Annotated in this window: 22 protein-coding genes; 12 read left to right on the forward strand and 10 right to left on the reverse strand. The window is 59.4% G+C overall.

Features of this window, described 5'->3' with window-relative positions; all coding sequences use genetic code 11:
• Position 1: 1 nt before the first annotated feature.
• The 4 genes from AAEZ10_RS08045 to AAEZ10_RS08060 are packed head-to-tail and all read left to right on the forward strand — an operon-like array spanning position 2 to position 4,455.
• Positions 2-1,321, forward strand: a complete 1,320-nt coding sequence (locus tag AAEZ10_RS08045; protein ID WP_350568708.1) for an FAD-binding protein — start codon at positions 2-4, stop codon at positions 1,319-1,321.
• A complete protein-coding gene (locus AAEZ10_RS08050) occupies positions 1,318-2,058 on the forward strand; it encodes an SDR family oxidoreductase (RefSeq protein ID WP_073473209.1) in 741 nt (246 codons plus the stop codon). The genes AAEZ10_RS08045 and AAEZ10_RS08050 overlap by 4 nt, the downstream gene beginning before the upstream one ends.
• Complete coding sequence (locus tag AAEZ10_RS08055; protein WP_073473206.1) at positions 2,055-2,996, forward strand: lysylphosphatidylglycerol synthase transmembrane domain-containing protein; 942 nt, start codon at positions 2,055-2,057, stop codon at positions 2,994-2,996. The genes AAEZ10_RS08050 and AAEZ10_RS08055 overlap by 4 nt, the downstream gene beginning before the upstream one ends.
• A gap of 40 nt (positions 2,997-3,036) precedes the next feature.
• Complete coding sequence (locus AAEZ10_RS08060; protein ID WP_350568711.1) at positions 3,037-4,455, forward strand: glycosyltransferase family 39 protein; 1,419 nt, start codon at positions 3,037-3,039, stop codon at positions 4,453-4,455.
• A 60-nt stretch (positions 4,456-4,515) separates the two neighbouring features.
• Here the strand turns inward: AAEZ10_RS08060 and AAEZ10_RS08065 are convergent, their stop codons facing one another.
• The gene (locus AAEZ10_RS08065) at positions 4,516-6,135 is read right to left on the reverse strand and encodes an FMN-binding glutamate synthase family protein (protein WP_350568713.1); all 1,620 of its coding nucleotides are present in this window, start codon (positions 6,133-6,135) and stop codon (positions 4,516-4,518) included.
• A gap of 96 nt (positions 6,136-6,231) precedes the next feature.
• Entirely contained in the window at positions 6,232-7,032 is an 801-nt protein-coding gene (locus tag AAEZ10_RS08070) for a helix-turn-helix transcriptional regulator (protein WP_024014176.1), read from the reverse strand.
• A gap of 124 nt (positions 7,033-7,156) precedes the next feature.
• Here AAEZ10_RS08070 and AAEZ10_RS08075 point away from each other — a divergent pair, with 124 nt between their 5' ends.
• The 5 genes from AAEZ10_RS08075 (at position 7,157) to AAEZ10_RS08095 (ending at position 11,210) form a co-directional block, all read left to right on the forward strand.
• Positions 7,157-7,978, forward strand: a complete 822-nt coding sequence (locus AAEZ10_RS08075; protein ID WP_350568715.1) for a carbon-nitrogen hydrolase family protein — start codon at positions 7,157-7,159, stop codon at positions 7,976-7,978.
• Positions 7,979-8,244: 266 nt separating this feature from the next.
• A complete protein-coding gene (locus tag AAEZ10_RS08080; RefSeq protein ID WP_122706532.1) occupies positions 8,245-9,570 on the forward strand; it encodes an APC family permease in 1,326 nt (441 codons plus the stop codon).
• 68 nt (positions 9,571-9,638) lie between these two features.
• Positions 9,639-10,049 carry an NUDIX hydrolase gene (locus tag AAEZ10_RS08085; RefSeq protein ID WP_073473193.1) on the forward strand — a complete coding sequence of 137 codons (411 nt, stop codon included), beginning with the start codon at positions 9,639-9,641 and terminating at the stop codon, positions 10,047-10,049.
• A 23-nt stretch (positions 10,050-10,072) separates the two neighbouring features.
• The gene (locus AAEZ10_RS08090) at positions 10,073-10,711 is read left to right on the forward strand and encodes a LysE family translocator (RefSeq protein WP_350568718.1); all 639 of its coding nucleotides are present in this window, start codon (positions 10,073-10,075) and stop codon (positions 10,709-10,711) included.
• A 1-nt stretch (position 10,712) separates the two neighbouring features.
• Positions 10,713-11,210 carry a GNAT family N-acetyltransferase gene (locus AAEZ10_RS08095; protein WP_071173446.1) on the forward strand — a complete coding sequence of 166 codons (498 nt, stop codon included), beginning with the start codon at positions 10,713-10,715 and terminating at the stop codon, positions 11,208-11,210.
• Positions 11,211-11,361: 151 nt separating this feature from the next.
• On the opposite strand, the gene metR is transcribed toward AAEZ10_RS08095, so the two are convergent.
• The gene (gene metR / locus AAEZ10_RS08100; RefSeq protein WP_016773382.1) at positions 11,362-12,279 is read right to left on the reverse strand and encodes a transcriptional regulator MetR; all 918 of its coding nucleotides are present in this window, start codon (positions 12,277-12,279) and stop codon (positions 11,362-11,364) included.
• A gap of 216 nt (positions 12,280-12,495) precedes the next feature.
• On the opposite strand from metR, the gene AAEZ10_RS08105 reads away from it, so the two are divergent.
• From AAEZ10_RS08105 to AAEZ10_RS08115, 3 genes are all read left to right on the forward strand, one after another.
• The gene (locus AAEZ10_RS08105; RefSeq protein ID WP_151552056.1) at positions 12,496-13,530 is read left to right on the forward strand and encodes an alpha/beta fold hydrolase; all 1,035 of its coding nucleotides are present in this window, start codon (positions 12,496-12,498) and stop codon (positions 13,528-13,530) included.
• A 105-nt stretch (positions 13,531-13,635) separates the two neighbouring features.
• Complete coding sequence (locus tag AAEZ10_RS08110) at positions 13,636-14,331, forward strand: hypothetical protein (RefSeq protein WP_024014168.1); 696 nt, start codon at positions 13,636-13,638, stop codon at positions 14,329-14,331.
• Positions 14,328-15,236, forward strand: a complete 909-nt coding sequence (locus AAEZ10_RS08115; protein WP_122507766.1) for a hypothetical protein — start codon at positions 14,328-14,330, stop codon at positions 15,234-15,236. Before AAEZ10_RS08110 ends, AAEZ10_RS08115 begins: the two co-directional genes overlap by 4 nt.
• A gap of 18 nt (positions 15,237-15,254) precedes the next feature.
• Here the strand turns inward: AAEZ10_RS08115 and AAEZ10_RS08120 are convergent, their stop codons facing one another.
• The 7 genes from AAEZ10_RS08120 to AAEZ10_RS08150 all read right to left on the reverse strand — a co-directional run bounded on the left by AAEZ10_RS08120 (position 15,255) and on the right by AAEZ10_RS08150 (position 22,309).
• On the reverse strand, positions 15,255-15,584 hold the full coding sequence (locus AAEZ10_RS08120; protein ID WP_172834034.1) for a GlpM family protein: 330 nt from the start codon (positions 15,582-15,584) through the stop codon (positions 15,255-15,257).
• Positions 15,585-15,592: 8 nt separating this feature from the next.
• Positions 15,593-16,918 carry a two-component response regulator AauR gene (gene aauR / locus AAEZ10_RS08125; protein ID WP_016773388.1) on the reverse strand — a complete coding sequence of 442 codons (1,326 nt, stop codon included), beginning with the start codon at positions 16,916-16,918 and terminating at the stop codon, positions 15,593-15,595.
• On the reverse strand, positions 16,915-18,816 hold the full coding sequence (gene aauS, locus AAEZ10_RS08130) for a two-component sensor histidine kinase AauS (protein WP_073473185.1): 1,902 nt from the start codon (positions 18,814-18,816) through the stop codon (positions 16,915-16,917). The genes aauR and aauS overlap by 4 nt, the downstream gene beginning before the upstream one ends.
• 229 nt (positions 18,817-19,045) lie before the next feature.
• Entirely contained in the window at positions 19,046-19,780 is a 735-nt protein-coding gene (locus tag AAEZ10_RS08135) for an amino acid ABC transporter ATP-binding protein (RefSeq protein ID WP_016773390.1), read from the reverse strand.
• The gene (locus tag AAEZ10_RS08140) at positions 19,777-20,448 is read right to left on the reverse strand and encodes an amino acid ABC transporter permease (protein WP_016773391.1); all 672 of its coding nucleotides are present in this window, start codon (positions 20,446-20,448) and stop codon (positions 19,777-19,779) included. Before AAEZ10_RS08140 ends, AAEZ10_RS08135 begins: the two co-directional genes overlap by 4 nt.
• A complete protein-coding gene (locus AAEZ10_RS08145) occupies positions 20,448-21,194 on the reverse strand; it encodes an amino acid ABC transporter permease (protein WP_056790046.1) in 747 nt (248 codons plus the stop codon). The genes AAEZ10_RS08140 and AAEZ10_RS08145 overlap by 1 nt, the downstream gene beginning before the upstream one ends.
• A 200-nt stretch (positions 21,195-21,394) precedes the next feature.
• A complete protein-coding gene (locus AAEZ10_RS08150) occupies positions 21,395-22,309 on the reverse strand; it encodes a glutamate/aspartate ABC transporter substrate-binding protein (protein WP_206421627.1) in 915 nt (304 codons plus the stop codon).
• Between the last annotated feature and the right edge of the window lie 76 nt (positions 22,310-22,385).

Genomic DNA, 22,385 nt, shown 5'->3' on the forward strand with positions numbered 1-22,385 from the left:
GGTGACACCATTGTTACTTTCGTCATGGGGCAACTACCCCTTTGCAGCACAAACTGGTCATCCTTGCCAATGGCGAGCCGATATCAGACCGCAGTGGCAGCAGTTGATCGAATCACACGGGACAACTTTGCCGTTTGGCAATGGCCGCAGCTATGGCGATAGCTGCATGGCTGCAAGCGATCATGTGCTGCAATTGCGTCCTCTGAACCGCTTCATCGAAGCCGACTGGGAAAAGGGTGAGATCTGCGCTGAAGCCGGCGTGACACTGGGCGAGATTTTACAACTCGCCATTCCCCGTGGCTGGTTTTTGCCCGTCACGCCCGGTACGCGGCATGTAACGCTGGGTGGGGCGGTAGCCAACGACGTCCACGGGAAAAATCACCATCGCTGCGGCACGTTTGCTCATTCGCTGGTGTGTTTCGAACTGCACCGATCCGTGCAATCGCCGATGGTCTGTTCGCGGCGGGAAAATCCTCAGTGGTTTGCTGCGACCATCGGCGGGCTCGGCCTGACGGGCGTGATTACCTGGGTGCGCATTCGTCTGCGCAAGATCCAGTCGAGCCTGATCGACAGCACACGGGTGCGTTTTGACTGTCTGGATGATTTTTTTGCCCTGTCGGCCGACATGGATGCGCAGCATGAATACAGCGTCGCGTGGATTGATTGCCTGGCCAAGGGCAATGCGCTAGGGCGCGGATGCTTCACGGCTGGTGATCATTGCGTGGCGGGGCCCCTTGAGATCGCTGCACCACGTTCTCTGTCTGTCCCGATCCGCCCTCCGGTATCGCTGATCAATTCGCTCACCTTGAAACTGTTCAACGATCACTACTGGAAACGGCAGCCAACGAACGGACAACATCAAAAGGTTGGCTACAGCTCGTTCTTCTATCCGCTGGACCGTATCGAAAACTGGAATCGTATCTACGGACGCAGAGGTTTCCAGCAATTTCAGTGCGTATTGCCGGCCTCGGGTGCAGCCGTGGCACTGGCCGAATTACTCAAGTCGATTGCGCGCAGCGGCAGTGGCTCTTTCCTCGCGGTGCTCAAGCGTTGTGGCGACATTCCTTCGCCGGGATGGCTTTCCTTTCCTATGCCCGGTACTTCATTGGCGCTGGACTTTCCACACGACATAGATCTGCCGAAAAAACTTCTGCCGCGTCTCGACGCCATCGTGCGGGAAGCAGGCGGTCGTTTGTACCCAGCCAAGGACGCTCACATGAGCGGTAGCGATTTTCGCCAGGCCTATCCCGCCTGGGAGCAACTGGAAGCGATGCGCGATCCGACCCTGATGTCCCGTTTCTGGCAGCGAGTCACTCGATGAAAAAAATACTGATTGTGGGCGCCACCTCGGCGATTGCCTGTGCTTGCGCACGATTGTGGGCGGCTGATCGCAGCGAATTGTTCCTGGTTGGCAGGGATGCGCAAAAGCTTCAGCAAACCAGCATCGATCTGCAGGCTCGAGGTGCCAGAGCCGTGACCACGTACGTCATGGACGCCAGTGATATCGCCGCACATCCGGTCATGTACGAGAAATGCCTGGCGACGTTGCAGACGGTGGATATCTGTCTGATTGCCTATGGCTCGCTGCCAGATCAGTACGCGTGCGAACAACACGTTGAACAGGCCATGGAGCAGTTCGCCAATAACGGCAGTTCAATGATCGCGCTGTTGACGCTGTTGGCAAATCGCATGGTTGTCCAGCAGCACGGCACGCTGGCGGTCATTTCATCGGTTGCCGGGGATCGAGGACGACCTTCCAATTACCTGTACGGCGCGGCAAAGGCGGCGGTTTCCACGTTCTGCGAAGGCTTGCGGGTACGCTTGTTCAAAGCGGGTGTGCATGTGATCACGATAAAGCCTGGGTTAGTCGACACGCCCATGACGCGAGGGTTGGCGCTGCCCTCCGTGCTTGTAGCGCAACCGGATACGGTTGCCCGGCGAATAGTCAGAGGGATCAATCGACAGGTGGCGGTGCTGTATGTGCCCGGCTTTTGGGCGGTGATCATGTGGCTGATTCGGGTGATGCCGCAGCCGCTGTTCAAGAGGCTGAACCTGTGAATCAGACGCTGATGTTATCCGGGTGGCGTTACCGCGTTTTGATTGGCTCGGTGATCTGCTCCGCCCTCGCTTATCTCGCTGTTTCCCTGTGGGGTGGGTGGTCGGCGGTGAGCGCGGCGGTCAGTCGAGTAGGTTGGTGGCAGTGCGGGCAAATCGTCGGCGTGATTTTGCTTGGATACGGTCTGCGTTTTTTGCGTTGGCAGGGTTATCTGTCTGCCCTGGGTCACCGGTTGCCCTGGCGGCCGAGCTTGAACATCTACCTGGCCGGATTCGCCCTGACGACTACTCCCGGCAAGGCCGGGGAGGCGTTGCGCGGTGTTTTGCTCAAACGTTTGGAGGTGCCTTACGCACAGAGCTTTGCCGCGCTGTTCAGTGAGCGGCTTGCGGACCTGCTGGCGATGGTGGGCCTGGCATTGTTCGGTTTGAGCGCGCATCCGGAATGGTTGTCGATGGTCGTTGCCAGTCTCGTCCTCCTGGCATGCGGTGCATCGATGATGTTTTCGCCAAGCCTTGCCAGCGCGATTGATCGTCGCACTGAGCAACGGCACGACAGATTCTCGCGGTTGCTGGGGCATGCCGTTCAGGTATTGCGTCAGTCGCGCCGCTGTCATTCCCCTCGTCGCCTCATGGGCGCAACGCTATTGAGCCTGCTGGCCTGGGGGCTTGAAGCATTGGCGTTTTACTGGATTTTGCAGGCGATGGGCGCGGACGTGAGCCTGACGTTAGCGATCTTTATTTATGCGGTGGCCATGTTGGCGGGGGCGTTGAGTTTCATGCCGGGTGGGCTCGGTAGCACCGAAGCAGTAATGGTGGGGTTGCTGGTGTCGAGTGGCGTGGAATTGGCAGATGCGATTGCGGCGACGGTTTTGTTGCGGTTGGTGACGTTGTGGTTAGCAGTTGGGTTGGGAACGGTTGTACTAATTCAAATAAAAGTCTGATTCCGGACAAGGCTGTTGTTCGGAATGTCGAGAGGGGACTATGCGTATCCTGACAAATAAGAATACTTTAATAGTTTATGTTTTATTAGGATCTTGTATTGCGCTTGGTGCAATACTTAGAAGTTATAATATTTTTGATAAAAGTCTGTGGATGGATGAGCTTTTTAGTGCGTGGGCTAGCGATCCGGAAAATAGTCTCGAAACGGTTTTTCATAGGACGGTCGAAGACGTACATCCGCCACTATTTCAAATATTGCTTTGGGTTGCGTATAAGATTTTCGGTTATGACGAAAGGGTGGGGCGGGTTTTTTCAATGGTTTTGGGTGTTGCGGTTATCCCAGTCATGTACGTTCTTGGGTATAAATTGTTCAATGTGACAGTGGGGTTGTTTGTTGCGTTCTTGTCGGCAATTAATTTTTACTTGATTGTGTTCTCTCAAAATTCTCGATCTTACGAGTTGCTGGTGTTTTTAACTGTTGTGTCTTTTGTTTTACTGCTTGATTTGATCAGGAAGCAAAATTATTCAAGCGCAATATATTACGCGCTGGCGTGCGCGGCTTTGGTCAATACGCATTATTTTGGTTTTCTGCTGGTCATGAATCAGGCCTTGTTTTTAATGTGGTTTTCATTTTGCCCGCGTTTTAAAAAGCGTGTTTTTTTTCTCGGTGCGGGAGCTGGCGTTGTTATCCTAGCGTCAATTGTTCCAATAATTCCCTATATTTTGATCAATATGGAAAGAAAAGATACCTGGATTCAGGTTCCTGTTGGAACATTTGCAGTTGAATCATTGGTGTTGCCCTTCGGTGATCTATCTGCGGCGTTGTTGAGTCTTGTGCTTCTATTATTCGGGTTGAACTCGTTGATTAAAAAAGATGCGGAGCGCTTGCCCTTGTCACTACTCTTGAGTTGGTGGTTGATAAGTTACGCAGTCGCATACGTGAAATCGATTTTTTTTACCCCTGTATTATCGGAGAAGAATATTATTGTTTTTGTTCCGGTGTTGCTGGTTTTTATTGCTTGTGGTGTCGAGCAAGTAAGAGGGGGTGGGGCAAGAGTAGTGTTGCTCGCATTCCTTGCGTTGGTGTCTGTTTCCTATTTTTTAAAAGGAGCAGATTTGCCTGAAAGTGTAAGGATTGAACACGACTTGAGGTCTCCGGCTATCAAAATAATTAATGAAGGGGGAAATATTCCCGTGTATGGACGTTGGGATACTCTCCATGCGACCTACTTTAAATTATTAGGTGCTTCAATTGACGTGGCAGGTCTTGATGTTATTGAGGATGGTATGGCTGCAGGTAAGGCGCCGGTCTGTTTTTTTATGATCGCCGATCAATGGGATAGGGAACACATCAATAACTATCCGAATAAGTATTCGGTCGAATTAAAAGATACGGCCGAATTCAAGAATTCGGCCGTTCTCAAGTACTGTGTCATGGGACATTCAGTTGAGCCACCATGATATTGCTTTTCTGAATTCAAGAATCGGAGTTCCGAATAGGTACGATGTTCCGTCTGTTCTCTAAGCTGCGACGACCTCGCTCGGCTCAAAACTGTCCGCCCGCGCCATCTGCCACATCCGCGAATAGAACTCGCCATTCACTTCACCGGTGAGCAATTCCCCCGGTTTCAAAAACACGTGCAACTGCGAGAACAGTTTGATCTCGGTCGCCGACATGCGTCGTACCAGATGCTTGGCCGATAGTTGCGACGGATGCTCAAGCCCGGCCGCCGCGAGCATTTCCGCCAGTGCTTTGAGCGTGCTGCGATGGAAGTTGTAGACGCGCTGGGCCTTGTCCGGCACCACCAGAGCGCGTTGGCGCAGGGCGTCCTGGGTGGCGACGCCGGTCGGGCATTTGTTGGTGTGGCACGACTGTGACTGGATGCAGCCGATGGCGAACATGAAGCCGCGCGCCGAGTTGGCCCAGTCAGCGCCGATGGCCAGCACGCTGGCGATGTCGAAGGCGCTGACGATCTTGCCGCTGGCGCCGAGTTTGATCTTGTCGCGCAGGTTGAGGCCGACCAGCGTGTTGTGCACGAACAGCAGGCCTTCGCGCATCGGCACGCCGATGTGGTCGGTGAACTCGACAGGCGCTGCGCCAGTGCCGCCTTCCTTGCCATCGACGACGATGAAGTCCGGAAGGATGCCGGTTTCCAGCATGGCCTTGGCAATGCCCATGAACTCCCACGGATGGCCGAGGCAAAATTTGAAGCCGACTGGTTTGCCACCGGACAGTTCGCGCAGTTGCTGGATGAACTGCATCATCTCGATCGGCGTGGAAAACGCACTGTGGCGCGACGGCGAGACGCAGTCCTCGCCCATCAGGATGCCGCGTGTTTCCGCAATCTCCCTGGTGACCTTGTGCTTGGGCAAGATCCCGCCATGGCCGGGTTTGGCGCCCTGGCTCATCTTGATTTCGATCATGCGCACTTGCGGATTCTGCGCCTGCACGGCGAAGCGCTCAGGGTCGAAACGGCCGTCGCTGGTGCGGCAGCCGAAGTAGCCGCTGCCCAGCTCCCAGGTCAGATCGCCGCCGTGTTCGCGGTGATACGGGCTGATGCTGCCTTCACCGGTGTCGTGGGCAAAGTTGCCGAGTTTCGCGCCCTGGTTCAGCGCGCGAATGGCGTTGGCGCTGAGCGAGCCGAAGCTCATCGCCGAGATATTGAAGATCGACGCTGAATATGGCTGCGTGCACTGCGGCCCGCCGACAGTGACGCGGAAACCATTCGGGTCGCTCAACGGCGCCGGGCGCATCGAGTGGCCGATGAATTCGAAGCCGGACTGGTAGACGTCGATCAGTGTGCCGAACGGTTTGTCGGCGGTTTCGTTTTTCGCTCGCGAGTACACCAGCGAACGCTGGGCGCGGGAGAAGGGCAGGGCGTCGCTGTCGGATTCGAGCAGATACTGGCGAATCTCCGGGCGGATACCTTCGACCAGATAACGGATGTTGCCCAGAATCGGATAATTGCGGCGCACTGCATGGCGCGTCTGCAACAGGTCGAACACGCCGAGCAGGCTCAGCACCGCGGTGATGGCGGTGATCGGCCACAGCCAGTCATGTTCGAGAAAGGGCAGGCTGGCGAGGGTGAAAATCACGCAGACGGCAAAGAAGGCGTAGCGGCTCAGCAGCGACAGGCTCATACGGTTTCCTTGGTTCGGACTCAATTTTGTGCAACGGCACGCATTTCTGTGGGAGCGAGCAGGCTCGCTCCCACAAAAAGCGTTAGTCACATTGTTTCAGGCGTTCTGCGCCTGCAGAAAAATCGAAAACAGCTCGGACTGGGATTTGATCCCCAGCTTGCTGTACATGTGTTTCTTATGGACTTTCACGGTTTCCACGGAGATTTCCAGCTTGCGGGCGATTTCCTTACTGGAACAACCGCTGAGCATCAAACGCCCGACGTCCAGTTCCCGCGCGGTCAGTTGGGCGCCCTTGAGCTGTTGCACCGACGCTTCCAGTTGCACCCGCCAGTCTGCCTGCGCAGGTGCGGCGGCGAGGGCCACGGTTTCGTTGATTTCGTACGGCAGGCGCTGGCGCAACAGGCCCAGCACCCATGGTTGAATCAAAGACAGCAAAGCGATCTGTTCGCCAGTGAAACGTTTTTCACTGCCCAGCGACAGGCACAGCGTGCGCTCGCCTTCGAGCTGGCAATTGAACTGGATTTCGTCGGCCACCACATTCAGACGAAAGTATCGCTGGTAGTACTCGGTCAGCTCGAAATGCTCCGGCGCGACTTCCGAGAGGCGATACAGGCCGGTGCGCGACTGCTCGCGGCAGGCGATGTAGAACGGATCGAGCAAATACAAACCGCGCAGGTAATCCTGGAACAACGGGTCCGGGCTGCCGTCCTCGCCGGGGCATTCGGCGAAGACTTGCGGATGCTGATCGGCGCTGAACAGCAGCACCACCCAGCTATCGAACGCCACGTACTGCTCAAGCAGACGCACCAGTTGCGCCCAGAAATTCGGCTTGTCGAGCGCGTCGATCAGTTGCCCGACGGCGCGGTGCCAAGTGATGTCATTCAACGAAAGTGTCATCGATCTACCCCTATCGGGTTACCCCGGCCGCGTGATTCCCTGGCCGGTTGCTTGCTGCGCATACTGGCCCACAGACAGGCACCGGGCAATCTTTCCGGGCCGGGCCACATAACAAGGGATAACCATGAAAGTCGAACTCGCCCAACTGGCGGGCCGTGACAACGACACGGCTTACAACCTGCAACGCGCACTGGCGGCGATTGCTGCCTGCGCGGCCGACACGCAGATGATCGTGTTCCCGGAAACCCACCTGATGGGCTTCCCCAACGCCGAAACCGTGGCGCAGATCGCCGAACCGCTCGACGGCCCGACCGTCAGCGCCGTGCTTGCGGCGGCGCGTGAGCGCAACATCGCCGTGGTGGTCGGCATGGCCGAGAACGACAACGGCCGCTACTACAACACCACGCTGCTGATCACCCCCGAAGGCATCGCCCTGAAATACCGCAAGACCCATCTGTGGGCTTCGGATCGCGGCGTGTTCGAAGCCGGCGATCGTTATGCCACCTGCGTGTGGAACGGCGTGCGCGTGGGCCTGTTGATCTGCTACGACATCGAGTTCCCGGAAACCGCCCGCGCCCTGGCGCAACTGGGTGCGGAATTGCTCATCGTCACCAACGGCAACATGGACCCGTACGGCCCGACCCACCGCACCGCGATCATGGCCCGCGCCCAGGAAAACCAGGCGTTTGCGCTGATGGTCAATCGCGTTGATGCAGGGGATGACGGCCTGGTGTTTGCCGGCGGCAGTGCGCTGGTCGATCCGCTGGGGGCGCTGCTGTTCGAGGCCGGACGCGAAGAAGGGCAGTTCAGGGTCGAGCTGGATTTCACGCAACTGGAGATCGCGCGCAAGGATTACCGCTATCTGGATGATCAGCGTTTGAAGTTGCCGGGGGAGGTGGTGGAGCAGGCTTGCGGTGTTCGCGAGCTATTGATTCCACACCCATAACCGCTGCCCTCACCCTAGCCCTCTCCCGGAGGGAGAGGGGACTGACCGAGGTGTAGTTTCGAGATACATCGACCTGAGATACCGAGTCGAACTCAGATATTGAAGTCCACATAGATCGGCTCCCTTTCCCCCTCGCCCCCTTTGGGGGAGAGGGCTGGGGTGAGGGGGTAACGATCTTCAGTCGAACAAAAATAATCAGCCACACCCGAAATTTTTGCCGAACCCGGCTCTGCCATAAATCCAATAACATTCGGAGTAAGTCGCCCATGGCTCGTTTGCAACGCACCCTTTCGCTAGGGTCGGTGGTGCTGTTCGGCATCGCCTACATGACGCCGATCATTGTCCTCGGCACTTTCGGCATCCTCGCCCAGTCCACCGCCGGCATGGTGCCGGCCGCCTACCTGGCCGCGCTGGTGGCAATGTTCTTCACCGCCATGAGTTACGGACGCATGGCCGCCGCTTTCCCGGTCGCCGGCTCGGCTTACAGCTACGTGCGCAAGGCGATCAGTCCGAAACTCGGTTTCATTGCCGGCTGGGCGGTGTTGCTCGATTACCTGTTTCTACCGATGGCGATCTGGCTGATCGGCGCCGCTTATCTGGCTTCGGCATTTCCGTCGATCCCGCAATGGATCTGGGTGCTGGCGTTCATCGGCATCACCAGTGCGATCAACATCGTCGGGCTGAAACTGGCCAACGGCATCAATGCCTTGCTGATGCTGGTGCAGTTCCTCGTGTTGATCGCCTTCGTTGCGCTGTGCGTGCACTACATCGGCGGCGACGCGAGCACGCCGCTGTGGTCGATCAAACCGTTCTTCAACGGCGACATGCAGATGCCGCTGATCATGAGCGGCGCCGCGATTGCCTGCTATTCATTCCTTGGCTTTGACGCAGTCAGCACCCTGACCGAAGAGACCCGCGATCCACGCCGCACCATACCCCGGGCGATCATGCTGATCACGTTGATTGGCGGCCTGATCTTCGTTGGCGTTTCGTACTTCGTGCAGATCGCTCATCCATCGTTCCAGTTCGACAGCATCGACTCGGCAGCCTATGAAATTGCGCGCAACATCGGTGGCGACCTGTTCGTGTCGATCTTCCTGATCGGCCTGATCGTCGGCCAGTTCGCCTCGGGGCTGTCGGCCCAGGCCAGTGGTTCGCGACTGCTGTTCGCCATGGGCCGCGACGGCGTCTTGCCGAAGTCATTTTTCGGCACCTTGCATGCGCGCTTCGGCACACCGGTCAACAGCATTCTGTTGTGCGCGGCGGTGGCGTTGCTGGCGCTGAAACTCGACGTCACCACCTCGACCTCGTTCATCAACTTCGGCGCGTTCCTGGCGTTCAGCCTGGTCAACCTGTCGGTGATCTTCCACTACTGGATCGGCGGCGAGAAAAAAGGCCCGCGCGAGTTGCTGCTGTTTCTGCTCTGCCCGCTGATCGGTCTGGTCGCCGACCTGTGGCTGATGGTCAGCCTTGATCATCTGGCGGTGTGGCTGGGGCTGAGCTGGCTGGCGATTGGTGTGGTGTATCTCGCCGTGCTGACGGGTGGTTTCCGCCGTCAGCCGCCGGAACTGGATTTTCAGGAAGCGACCTGAGCTTCGTGGCTTGGCTTCCCTCTGACGGGCATGGGATCCTTGGCGCTTTTGCGCCAAGGGATTACTTTATGTCGACCATTCATATCGCCGCAGCCCTGTTGCTCAACGCGCAAGGCCAGACCCTGCTGGTGCGCAAGCGCGGCACCACGGCTTTCATGCAACCGGGCGGCAAGATCGAAGCCAACGAGTTGCCAGTGCACGCATTGGCCCGTGAGCTGGAAGAAGAACTCGGGCTGCAGATCGACCCGGCGCAGGCGATTTTCCTCAACAGTTTTTCCGCCCCCGCCGCCAACGAGCCGGGCTTCATTGTCCATGCGGAAATCTTTCAACTGACCATCGATAGCGACGTCTGCCCGGCGGCGGAAATCGAGGAAGTCATCTGGGTCGATCCGGCCACTGATCCGGCGCTCGAGCTGGCGCCATTGACACGCGAGCACATCCTGCCGTTTTATCGCCGTTCACTGATTGCACTCGCCTGATCATTCCCGCAAAGGACGTTGCCATGATCCCGTTGCAAGACCTGCTGATCTTCGCCGCCGCCGCATTGCTGATGGTGCTGACGCCGGGGCCGAACATGATCTATCTGATCTCGCGGTCGATCTGTCAAGGGCGCCGCGCCGGAGTGACTTCGTTACTTGGCGTGGTCGGCGGGTTCTTCGTGCATATGTTCGCCGCGGCGGCGGGTTTGACGGCGGTGTTTCTCGCCGTGCCGATGGCTTATGAAGTGTTGAAATGGGCCGGTGCGCTGTACCTGCTGTGGCTGGCCTGGCAAGCGGTGAAACCCGGCGCGCGTTCGCCGTTCGAAGCGCAGCAATTGCCGCCGGACTCGACGCGCAAGCTGATCACCATGGGCTTTCTCACCAGCGCACTGAACCCGAAAATCGCCGTGTTCTATCTGTCGGTGTTTCCGCAATTCATCAGCCCTGAGCACGGCTCGGTGTTCACCCAAAGCATCGTCCTCGGCCTCACGCAGATCAGCGTCAGCTTCAGCGTCAATCTGTTGATCGCACTGTTCGCCGCAGGCATCGCCTCGTGGTTTGTGCGCAACCCGACGTGGCTGGCGATGCAGCGTTATTTCATGTGCTTGGTGCTCGGCGGCCTCGCCGTAAAACTGATGCTCGAACAACGCCGGACCGCCTGACATGTGGATCGAACGGCTGGACGCCAGCCACGCCCTGGCTTACCGCGAACTGATGCTTGAAGCCTATGACCGGCATCCGCAGGCCTTCACTTCCAGCGTGCGCGAACGCGCAGTGATGCCGTTGAGTTGGTGGGAAGGGCGCCTGACCAGCAAGCTCGATGTGGTGCTGGGGGCATTCGATGCCGGGACGTTGGCCGGGATTGTCGGCCTGGCGTTCGAACCGCGCGAGAAGGCGCGCCACAAGGCCACGCTGTTCGGCATGTATGTCTCGGCGGATTTTCGTCGCCGGGGTCTGGGCTTTGATCTGGTGCAGGCGGCATTGGCCGAAGCGCAAAAGCATCCGGCGCTGAAACTGCTGCAGCTCACTGTCACCGCCGGCAATGACGCGGCTTTTCAGTTGTACCAGCGTTGCGGCTTCATTCAGTACGGCCTCGAACCACTCGCCGTGCGGGTGGGCGAAGACTACTTCGACAAGATCCATATGTGGCGCCAGCTCTGACCCACCACGACAATCCTTGTACTGATCGTTCCCACGCTCTGCGTGGGAATGCAGCCCGGGACGCTCTGCGTCCCATCCAAAGCCGAACGCAGAGCGTCCGTTGAGGCATTCCCACGCAGAGCGTGGGAACGATCATCTCCTGCACAGCAGATCAGCGTACGGCACTGACCCCATCGAGGGTCGAAAACGAAGTGTCCTTGGCGGTCAGCAGGAAGTCGCGCATATACGGCGCGTCGAGCATGTCGGTGCGAATCGCCGCGTACAGCGTCGCGAACAAGCCCTTTTCACCCAACCGTTTGCCCTTCACATAGCCGCGCGAGCTGTATTCATGCAGCGCCCAGTGCGGCATGCCGCAGACGCCACGGCCGCTGGCGACCAGTTGCATCATCATCACCGTCAGCTCGGAAGTGCGCACCTGCGCCGGTTCGATGTCGGCCGGTTCGAGGAAGCGGGTGAAGATGTCCAGGCGATCGCGCTCGACCGGGTAGGTGATCAGCGTTTCCGTCAACAAGTCTTCAGGAACGATGTACGGCTTGCTCGCCAGCGCATGCTGGTTGGCCACCGCGAGCATGGCTTCGTAGGTGAACAGCGGCACGTAAGTGATGCCGGCAATTTCCAGCGGATCGGAGGTCACCACCAGATCCAGATCGCCACGGGCCAGTGCCGGCAGCGGCGCGAAAGCGAAACCCGAAGCCAGGTCCAGCTCGACTTCCGGCCAGGCATCGCGGAACTGGTCGATGGTCGGCATCAGCCACTGGAAGCAGCTGTGGCATTCGATCGCCATGTGCAGACGCCCGGCGGTGCCACCGGCCAGCCGACCAATGTCCCGTTCCGCAGCACGCAACAGCGGCAGAGTGGCGTCGGCCAGTTGCAGCAGGCGCAGACCGGCGCTGGTGAAGCGCACCGGTTTGGTCTTGCGCACGAACAACTGCATGCCCATGCGCTCTTCCAGCTCTTTGAACTGGTGCGACAAGGCTGACTGCGTCAGATGCAGGCGGTCAGCGGCATCGACAAGACTGTCGGCTTCGCGCAGGGCGTGCAGGGTTTTCAGATGTCGGATTTCAAGCACCGGCGGGCTCCATGAAGAAAACTTGTGACGAATGCGTGGAAGGTGAGTTTGTCTCATGAAGCAATCTTTGTCGATCTGCCGGCCAGGATCCGGCGATGCAATCGACAGCGGACCGCTCGGCAGTCTTCATCAAACTGTCATGCAACTGTGGCAGCGCGCTCGCACGAACTTCATCAGACTCGCGCTCTACTGGGGTGCTGCGTTTTGGTGTTTTTCATGTTCAAGAGATTTCTTTCAGTCGCGGCCGCGTTGGCCGCGCTTTTGTTCGGGGCCGGCTCGTTGGCAGCCGCGCGCTGTGATGTCAACGTGCCGACCGAGCACGCCGAGCTGGCGCAGGTCAGTCTTGCCTATCAAAGTATCGGTCGTGCATCGGACCCGGCGCTGTTGCTGGTCATGGGCCTGGGTGGGCAGTTGATCCACTGGCCGGACGAAGTCGTGGTCGCTTTGTGCCAGCAGGGTTTCCGCGTGATCCGCTATGACAACCGCGACGTCGGATTGTCGACCTGGCGGCAGGCACCGATCGAGGCCAATCTGACCTTCGAAGTGCTGCGTTACAAGCTCGGTCTGCCGGTCTCGGCCCCGTACAGCCTGACCGACATGGCCGAGGATGCGCTGGGCTTGATGACGGCGCTGAAGGTTGAGCAATTCCACGTGCTCGGCGCGAGCATGGGCGGGATGATCGCCCAGCACATGGCGGCGATGGCGCCGCAGCGGGTGGAAAGCCTGACGCTGATCATGACCACTTCCGGCGCTGAAGGCCTGCCGGCGCCGAGTGCGGCGCTGGTGCAGTTGCTCTCGCGGCGGGGCGCGCCGAACCGCGAAGTGGCGCTGGAGCAACAGGCCGATCTGCTCGCGGCACTCGGTAGCCCGGCGGTAACCGATGATCGCCAAGCGCTGTTGCAACAGGCGGCGGCGTCCTACGACCGCGCGTTCAACCCCGAAGGCGTCAAACGGCAGATCATGGCGATACTTGCCGAACCCAGTCGCGTGGCTTTGCTCAATCAACTGCGCGTGCCGACCCTGGTGGTGCATGGCACTGCCGATCCGCTACTCCCGGTGATGCACGGCGTACATCTGGCGGCGCACATTCAGGGCAGTCAGTTGAAACTGATTCCGGGGCTGGCGCATCGCTTTCAGGAGGCGTTCAAGGAACCGTTGCTGGCGGCGGTGCTGCCGTATCTGCAGGCGCATCGCGAGGATACTTCGCATTGGGCGCAGGTCGATCCGGCGGCGCCGAACAATCTGCTGTAACAGTGCCAGCATCCTGTCGCCAAAAAAATATCAATGTGCCACTATTGTTTGCCGCGTTGTTGCCGATAAGGCGCAGGAACGTTTTCAGACATAGGGACTTGATCCATGATTTTTCGCGCTACACGTCAATGGGCCGCGCTGGCTCTGCTCGCCGTACTGACTCTCACCGGCTGCGCCCATGTGCAACCGCCCGTGGCCCTGGACAAACAGTTCTGGGATGCCAAAGAGCCGACCATCGGTGTGGCCATTACCGTCGTACCGTCGCCGGTGCTGGCGCTGACCGGCAATCAGGGCATCCTCGATTACGCCATCAATGCCGGCGTCAACAGCAAGCTCAGCGCCAATGTCGAGACCTGGCAGGTGCGCGACCTGGAAACCCTGCCCGACGCCATCGTCGCCAAGCTGCAAGCCAAGGGCTACAAGGCCAAGCGCATTGATGAAAAGGTCGATCTGAAGACCTTCAAGGAAGTCGATTTCCGCGAGGGCTACATGACCAAGGACCTGTCGCCGATGAAAGCTGCCCACGGCATCGACCGTCTGCTGCTGGTGTCGATTTATGCCACCGGTGCCACCCGCAGCTACTACAGCATCGTGCCCACCAGCGTGCCGATGGCCCAGGTCGGCGGCCAGGGCATGGTGATCGATCTGTCGGACAACAAACTCTTGTGGTACCAGCCATTCGCCGCTGTGCAAGCCGCGCAAGGCGAGTGGGACGAGCCGTCCTACACCAACCTGTCCAACGCGTTTTATCAGGCGATGGATAACAGCCGGCAGCAAATGATCGCCCCGTTCGCGCAATGAAACGTCTGGCGCTGACCCTCGCGGCGATCTCGCTGCTGGCGTTGCCTGGCTGTGCGCAGAAACCGGCACCCGAGGCCGGTTTCAAGGATCAGGCCGCCATGAGCTATGTGCAGGCTCACGGGCTCAAGGTCGACGTGCAACTGCCGGCGGAATTCGTCGGCGCCAGCACGGTGATCGACAGCAAGGCGGCAGTGAACGCGGCCAATTCCAGTTACACGCTGGTATCGAGCTCCGGCGCGGGCGCCGGGCTGGCGGGGATTCTGGTAGCCAGCCTGATCAACACGCAAATGGGTTCCGGTACGTTGCAGCGCGATGCCGAAAAAGCCGCGCTGAACGAATCGCGGCCGCTGGCCGACCTGCTTGCTGGCGTGCCGTTGCAGGAGCGCTTGCAACAGCGTTTTCAGGCGGCGTCGCAAGTCTCCGGATTCAAGCAGGGGGCAGGTGCGGTCACGGCACGGTTGCTGATCGAACCGAAGCTGATGCTGACGCCCGATCGCGGAAGTTTCGTGCTGGTCAATCAGGTGCAATTGCAGGATATCGCCGGCTCGCCGCTGTACCGCATGCGCATCGAAGTGGCCAGTCAGCCGATCCGTCGTTGCGGCAAGCAATGCATCGATGACGGCGCCCTTGACCTGGCCAAGGTCACCGCGGTGCTGGATGAATGCATTGATGAATCCATGCGCGTATTGAGCGCCGACCTGATGCAACCTACGCCACCGCCCGCCGCTCAGGAAACCCTGCGTTACGTGCTCGACGGCCAGCGCGTGGTCGAGCGCGGTTATCAGCTGGCGCAGAACGGCAACTACTGGCGCTACCGCAATCTCTACGGTGCGGTGAAGTCAGTGCCGGTGCCGTTCGAGGATGCCTTGTCGTCCGCGCAACTGGCCCGAGTCTACGGTCGCTAGAGGCAGATGCGCGTGGGTTCAGGCATGCAGCCTGACCCACACGCTGACCAGCACCGTCGCCGCTATCAACCAGGCCACCGCCGCCACCGCCAGTGACGCTTCCAGGCGCATGCGGTCGACCATCACATACAACGTCGCCAGATAGACGAAGTAGGGAATGATCGACCACATGCCGAACACGATTGTGGTCTTCAGATCGTCGACCGAACGGCCCTTGCCGACGATGTAATGCGCGATCAGGGCAAAGGTCGGGAACAGCGGCACCAGGCCGGCGATGTAATAGTTCCTGGTCTTGGACAGTGCCGCGAGGATCAGCACCACTGCGGCGCCGATGGCGGCTTTGAGAATCAGATCCATCAGTGGCTCAGCCCGTACTTTTTGACTTTGTCGAACAGCGTGGTCTTGGCCATGCCCAGTTCCTGGCTGGCCTGGGTCAGGTTGCCGCCGCTGCGTTGCAAGGCGTCGACCAGCAGATTGCGCTCGAACGCTTCCACCGCTTCGGCAAACGCCAGGCCCTGGCCGGCGCTGGCCCCGGATTTCTTGAAAGCCGGCAGGCCGAGGGCGAAGCGTTCGGCGACGTTGCGCAGTTCGCGCACATTGCCCGGCCAATCATGGCTCATCAGGTTCGACAGGGTCTGGTTGTCCAGTTCCGGCAGTGCGCGATCAAAGCGCAGCGCCGACTGCTGGGTGAAGTGTTCGAACAGTTGCAGGATGTCTTCACGGCGTTCGCGCAGCGGCGGCAATTCCAAGGTCACGACGTTGAGGCGGTAGTACAAGTCGCTGCGAAATTCCCCGGCCTTGCTCGACTCATCAAGGTCGGATTTGGTCGCCGCAATCACCCGGCAATCCACTGCCACGCTCTGGTTCGAGCCGAGACGTTCGAGGGTGCGTTCCTGCAATACGCGCAGCAACTTGATCTGCAACGGCAGCGGCATGCTTTCCACTTCATCGAGGAACAGCGTGCCGCCGTCGGCGTGCTCGATCTTGCCGATGCGGCGTTTGCCGGCGCCGGTGAAGGCGTTGGCTTCGTGGCCGAAGATCTCGCTTTCAAAAAGGTTTTCCGGCAGGCCGCCGCAGTTCAGCGCGACGAACTGTTTGCTGTGGCGCCGACTGAAATCGTGCAGGCAACGAGCGACCAGTTCCTTGCCGGTGCCGGTCTCGCCTTCGATCAAGACGTTGGCCGAAGTGTCGGCGACGTTGGCGATCAGTTCGCGCAGGTTCTGCATCGCTGGTGAACGGCCGATGATCCGCCCTTCAAGGGAGTCGCGTTCAGCCAGTTGCCGACGCAACGAGGAAACCTCGCGGGCGAGGCTGCGTTGCTCCAGCGCCCGTCGCGCGACGTCTACCAGACGCTCCGGCGAAAACGGTTTTTCCATGAAGTCGTAAGCGCCTTTCTGCATCGCGCCGACAGCCATGGAAATGTCGCCGTGGCCGGTGATCAGCACCACCGGCAGGCTGCGATCACGCTGCTTGAGGCGGGTGAGCAATTCCAGGCCATCGATGCCCGGCAGGCGGATGTCGCTGATGACGATGCCGGCAAAGTTGTCGCCGACCTGCGCTAGCGCTTCTTCGGCACTGCCGACGCCGATGCACGGAATGTCTTCGAGGGTCAGCGCCTGTTGGCAGCCGAGCAGCACATGGGGGTCGTCTTCGACAATCAACACACTGAGTTCGTGGTTCATATTGGCTCGGCAGGAGTAGGGCTTACCAACGGTAAACTGAGGACGAAAGTGGTGCCACCGCCGGCCGGGTGTTCGACACCCAGGTGCCCGCCGGTAGCGGCGGCGAGGCTGGCGGACAGGGTCAGGCCCAGTCCCAGGCCTTGCTCGCCGGGCTTGGTGGTGAAGAACGGTTCGAACAGATGCTTGCGCGCTTCGGCGTCGATGCCGTGGCCATTGTCGCGCACCCGCAAGCGATACTTGCCGTTGAATTCTTCACCCTCCAGCCACAGCTGCGGCTGCGGTTGCGCGTGCATGGCGTCGAGGGCGTTGCCGATCAGGTTGACGAGGATCTGTTCGAGGCGGGTCTGATCGATCAGCAATTGCACATCGGCAAACTGCCGGTGAATCTGCAGCGCGGTGTTTTCCACGCGCGCGCCGAGCACTTGCAAGGCGGCGTCGACGGCTTTGCCGAGACTGGCCTGACCCTTGTTGTCGCCGCGCCGGGCAAACGAACGCAGGCTGGCGGTGATCCGGCCCATGCGGTCGATCAGGTCGTTGATGGTCTTGAGGTTGGTGCTGGCGACGTCGAGCTGGCCGCGCTCGAGAAAGCGCACGGTGTTGCCCGACAGCGTGCGCATCGCCGCCAGCGGCTGGTTCAGTTCATGGGCAATGCTGGTCGACATCTGGCCGATGGCGGCGAGTTTGCCGGCCTGCACCAGTTCATCCTGAGCGCGGCGCAACGTCTCTTCGGCCTGGCGGCGCTCGCGGATCTGACTCTTCAGGCGTTCGTTGCTGGCACGCAGATCGGCGGTGCGTTCGGTAATCCGACGTTCGAGTTGGCTGTTGGCTTCCTGCAACGCTTCGCGGGCGGCGAGGCGGGTGGCGAGGACTTTGCGCCGCTCGTTCCAGGCAATCAGCAGGAAGGCGAACAGGGCAAACGCAACGGCCACCAGAATGCCTTGGTTGATCGCTTCACGGCGCAGGTCCTGCAACGGCGTGAGCAGGGTGAAATTCCACGGCGTGTCACTCAGCAGTCGGGTTTGCGCCAGATAGCTGATGTCGTCTTCGTCGGGCTGCAATTCGCTGTTGGCCGGGAAGGTCAGTTTCTCCACGCCTTCGGCCAGTGTCTCGCGGGCCAGCGGTTGCAGTTCGTTGAGTGGAAACCAGTAATACTGCAGGCTGCGGGCGAGTTTTTCCTTGACCTCGTCGCTGAGCGGGATCACCGATTTCAGCCGTCGCGCCGGATCGCTGGAGAGAATGATGATGCCGTTCTCATCGCTGACGAACGCTTCCAGACGCGCCCGTTGCCAGCGCTCTTCCATGGCTTCCAGACGCACCTTGACCACCGCGACACCGATGATCTTGCCGTGCTCTTCGAGGCCGTGGGCGAGGTAGTAACCGGGTTCACCATTGGTGCTGCCGATGCCATAGAAGCGCCCGGGCTGGCCGCGCACGGCGTCTTTGAAATAGGCGCGGAAGGACAGGTCTTCACCCAGGTAACTGTCGACATCGCGCCAGTTGCTGGTGGCCATGACCCGGCCGGTGGTGTCCATGACGTAGATGGCCCGGCTGCGGCTGCGGCGGTTCAGGCCTTCGAGGTAATCGTTGACCGTCTGCCGGTGCTCCGGGGTCGGGTCGGCCAGCAACTGCGGCACACTGGTTTCGAGTTCCAGCAGACTGGGCAGGTAGGTGTATTTGCTGATCTCGCTTTCGACCGCGCGGGCGTGCAGTTCCAGCTGACGCTGACCGTTCTCGCCGAGGCTGCGGATGCCGAAGTGTTCACTGGTCCAGAAGCCGATGAAACCCAGTCCGACCATCAGGGCGATGATCAGCGGCGGCAGGAACAGATGACGGATCAGACGGGGCTTCACGGCAAGTGATGGCTCTGCAGCGCGATAAAGAGTGGGGTCGCATTTCATCACAGATGCCTTGGGTCAACCACAACACTTGTTTGTGCCTGTGGCGAGGGGATTTATCCCCGTTGGGCCGCGAAGCGGCCCCAAAACCATCACTGCGGTTTAACTGAAAGACCGCATGCACAGGTTTTTACGACTGCTGCGCAGCCGGACGGGGATAAATCCCCTCGCCACAGGGGATCTCATTGTCAGGCTGCCCGCACCCCACAGACAGGGTGCGGGTGTGTTGCTTTTAGTGCTGCAGGATTTTCTCAAGGAAGTGCTGCGCGCGTTCGGAGCGGGCGCTGATGTCGCCGAAGAATTCCTCTTTCGGGCAGTCTTCGATGATCTTGCCCTGGTCCATGAAGATCACCCGGTCGGCCACTTTACGGGCGAAGCCCATTTCGTGGGTCACGCACATCATGGTCATGCCTTCGTGGGCCAGCTGCACCATGACGTCGAGCACTTCATTGACCATTTCCGGGTCGAGCGCCGAGGTCGGTTCGTCGAACAGCATGACGATCGGGTCCATCGCCAGCGCACGGGCAATCGCCACACGCTGTTGCTGACCACCGGACAGTTGCCCCGGATGCTTGTGGGCGTGCGCCGACAAACCTACGCGCTCGAGCAGTTGCAGACCTTTTTTGGTCGCCTCTTCCTTGCTGCGACCGAGCACCTTGATCTGCGCGATGGTCAGGTTTTCGGTGATGGTCAGGTGCGGGAACAGTTCGAAATGCTGGAACACCATGCCCACGCGCGAACGCAGTTTCGGCAGGTTGGTTTTCGGGTCAGCGATCGACGTACCGTCAACCACCACGTCACCTTTCTGGAACGGCTCCAGGGCGTTGACGCATTTGATCAGCGTCGACTTGCCGGAACCCGACGGGCCGCAGACCACGATCACTTCGCCTTTCTTGACCTCGGTGCTGCAATCAGTCAGCACCTGGAAGTCCCCATACCACTTGTTGATGTTTTTGATAGAGATCATACGGCGAACCTTTTTTGCAGACGCTTGACCAACCGCGAGGCGGCGAAGCTGATGATGAAGTACACGAGACCGGCGAAAATCAGGAACTCATTGGAGCGGCCGATGATGTCGCCGCTGGCACGCGAGGCGTTGAGGAAATCCACCAGGCCCACGGTGTAGACCAGCGAGGTGTCCTGGAACAGGATGATGCTCTGCTGCAGCAGCAGCGGGGTCATCTTGCGGAACGCCTGCGGCAGGATGATCAGGCGCATCATCTGCCCGTAGTTCATGCCCAGCGCTTGCGCGGCACCCATCTGGCCTTTGGAAATCGACTGCACACCAGCACGGACGATTTCGCAGAAGTACGCCGCTTCGAACATCATGAACGCCACGACGCAAGAGGTGAACGCACCGATCGGCGTGTCTTCGCCGGTGATCCAGCGCAGCACGAACGGCACCGCCAGGTAGAACCAGGTGATCACCAGCAGCAGCGGAATCGAGCGGAAATAGTTGACGTAGGCGCCAGCGATGCTCGACAGCAGCTTGTTGTGCGACAAACGGCACAGCGCGAGGATCGTGCCGAGAATCATCCCGCCGATCACGCCCATGGCCATCAGCTTGAGGGTCATCACCATACCGTTCCACAAACCAGGAATGGCCGGGACGATGCCACTGAAATCGAATTCCATTATTTACCCCCCACGGAGATCAGGCCGGGCACCGCGACTTTTTTCTCGACCAGGCGCATCAGCAGCATCAGGCTCATGTTGAGGGTGAAATAGATCAGGGTTGCCAGGGTGAACGCTTCGAACAGGTTGGCCGAGAACTCGGCGGTCTGTTTGGTCTGCGCCAGCAATTCCATCAAACCGATCAGGGACGCCACGGAGGAGTTCTTGAACACGTTGAGGAATTCCGAGGTGAGCGGCGGAATGATGATCCGGTAGGCCTGGGGCAGCAGCACGTTCCAGTAGATCTGTGGCAGTTTGAAACCCATCGCGCGGGCGGCGGATTCCTGGCCACGAGGCAGCGCCTGGATCCCGGTGCGCACTTGCTCGCAGACACGGGCGGCGGTGAACAGACCGAGGCAGACGACAACGCTCAGGTAGGCCGAAGTAGTCGGGTTGAGGTCCTGCTTGTACCACTCCTGCAGATCCGGCGGCAGCAGATCGGGCACCAGGAAGTACCAGATGAACAGCTGCACCAGCAGCGGCACGTTACGGAACAGCTCGACGTAGCAGGTCGCGATGCCCGATACGATGCGGTTCGGCACGGTGCGCATGATGCCCAGCAGCGAGCCGAGCAGCAGGGCGATGATCCACGCCACGACGGCGATGGCGATGGTCCAGCCCAGACCGGAGATGAACCAGTCGAGATAGGTCTCGCTGCCCACGCCGGTGGACTTGAAGAACACGCCCCAGTCCCAGTTGTAATTCATTAGGGTCTCCCCTCGATTCGATCGATGTACAAGTGCCCGCCTGGGGAACTCCGTTCCCTCCCCAGTCTTTTTTCAAAGACCGGGCACACGCGATCGGCTCGACAGCCACCGGTTCGAGTGTTTCCAGAAAAATGCCAGCAGGGAGTGACCATCCCCTGAAAAGGCAGGCGCCTCCTCAGGGGATAAGGTTAGTCAGAAAATCAGGACTTCTTGTCGTCAGCCGCTTTGTCGGTCGGATTGGCGATCAGGGTCTTGAGCTCGTCGCTCATCGGGAAGTTCAGGTTCAGGCCTTTTGGCGGAATCGGCTGCATGAACCACTTCTCGTAGATCTTGTTGATGTCGCCCGAAGCGTAGGTGGCCTTGATCGCGTCATCCACAGCCTTTTTGAACGGCTCGTCGCCTTTGCGCATCATGCAGCCGTAGATTTCGTACGACTGTGGCGTGCCGGTCACTTCCCAATCGGCGGCTTTCTTGGCCTTGGCGGCTTCGCCGGCCAGCAGCGCGTCATCCATCATGAACGCAACGGCACGGCCCGATTCCAGCATCTGGAAGGACTCGCCGTGGTCTTTGGCGGAGATGACGTTCATGCCCATCTGCTTGTCGGCGTTCATCGCCTTGAGAATGCGCTCGGAAGTAGTACCGGCGGTGGTTACGACGTTCTTGCCTTTCAGATCGTCGAAATCCTTGTACTTGGAGTCTTTCTTGGACAGCAGACGGGTACCGATTTCGAAGATGCCGACGGAGAAGTCGACCTGCTGTTGACGCTCGACGTTGTTGGTGGTCGAACCGCACTCGACGTCCACGGTGCCGTTCTGCACCAGCGGGATACGGGTCTGCGAGGTAACGAGGTTGTATTTGACTTGCAGGTTCGGCAGGTCGAGGTCTTTCTTGATCGCTTCGACGATTGCCAGCTGGATGTCGTGCGAGTAGCCGACCGGTTTGCCGGATGCATCAGCGATGTAGGAGAACGGAATGGAGGCGTCACGGTGGCCCAGGGTGATGACACCGGACTCTTTGATCTTCTTCAGGGTGCCGGTGAGCTCGGCGGCGAAAACTGGCGTGCTGATCAGAGCGGCAGCAATGGCTGCGCCCAGGATATGGGGAACGATGCGCATCAAATTTTCCTCGACATTGTTTTTTTTATGGAGCCAGTTTGTCGGCCCTTTTTGTGCTTCGAATGCCTGACGGCTC

The sequence above is a fragment of the Pseudomonas sp. H26/SER47-MNA-CIBAN-0231 genome (assembly GCF_040310465.1).
Taxonomy (GTDB): Bacteria; Pseudomonadota; Gammaproteobacteria; order Pseudomonadales; family Pseudomonadaceae; genus Aquipseudomonas; species Aquipseudomonas atacamensis.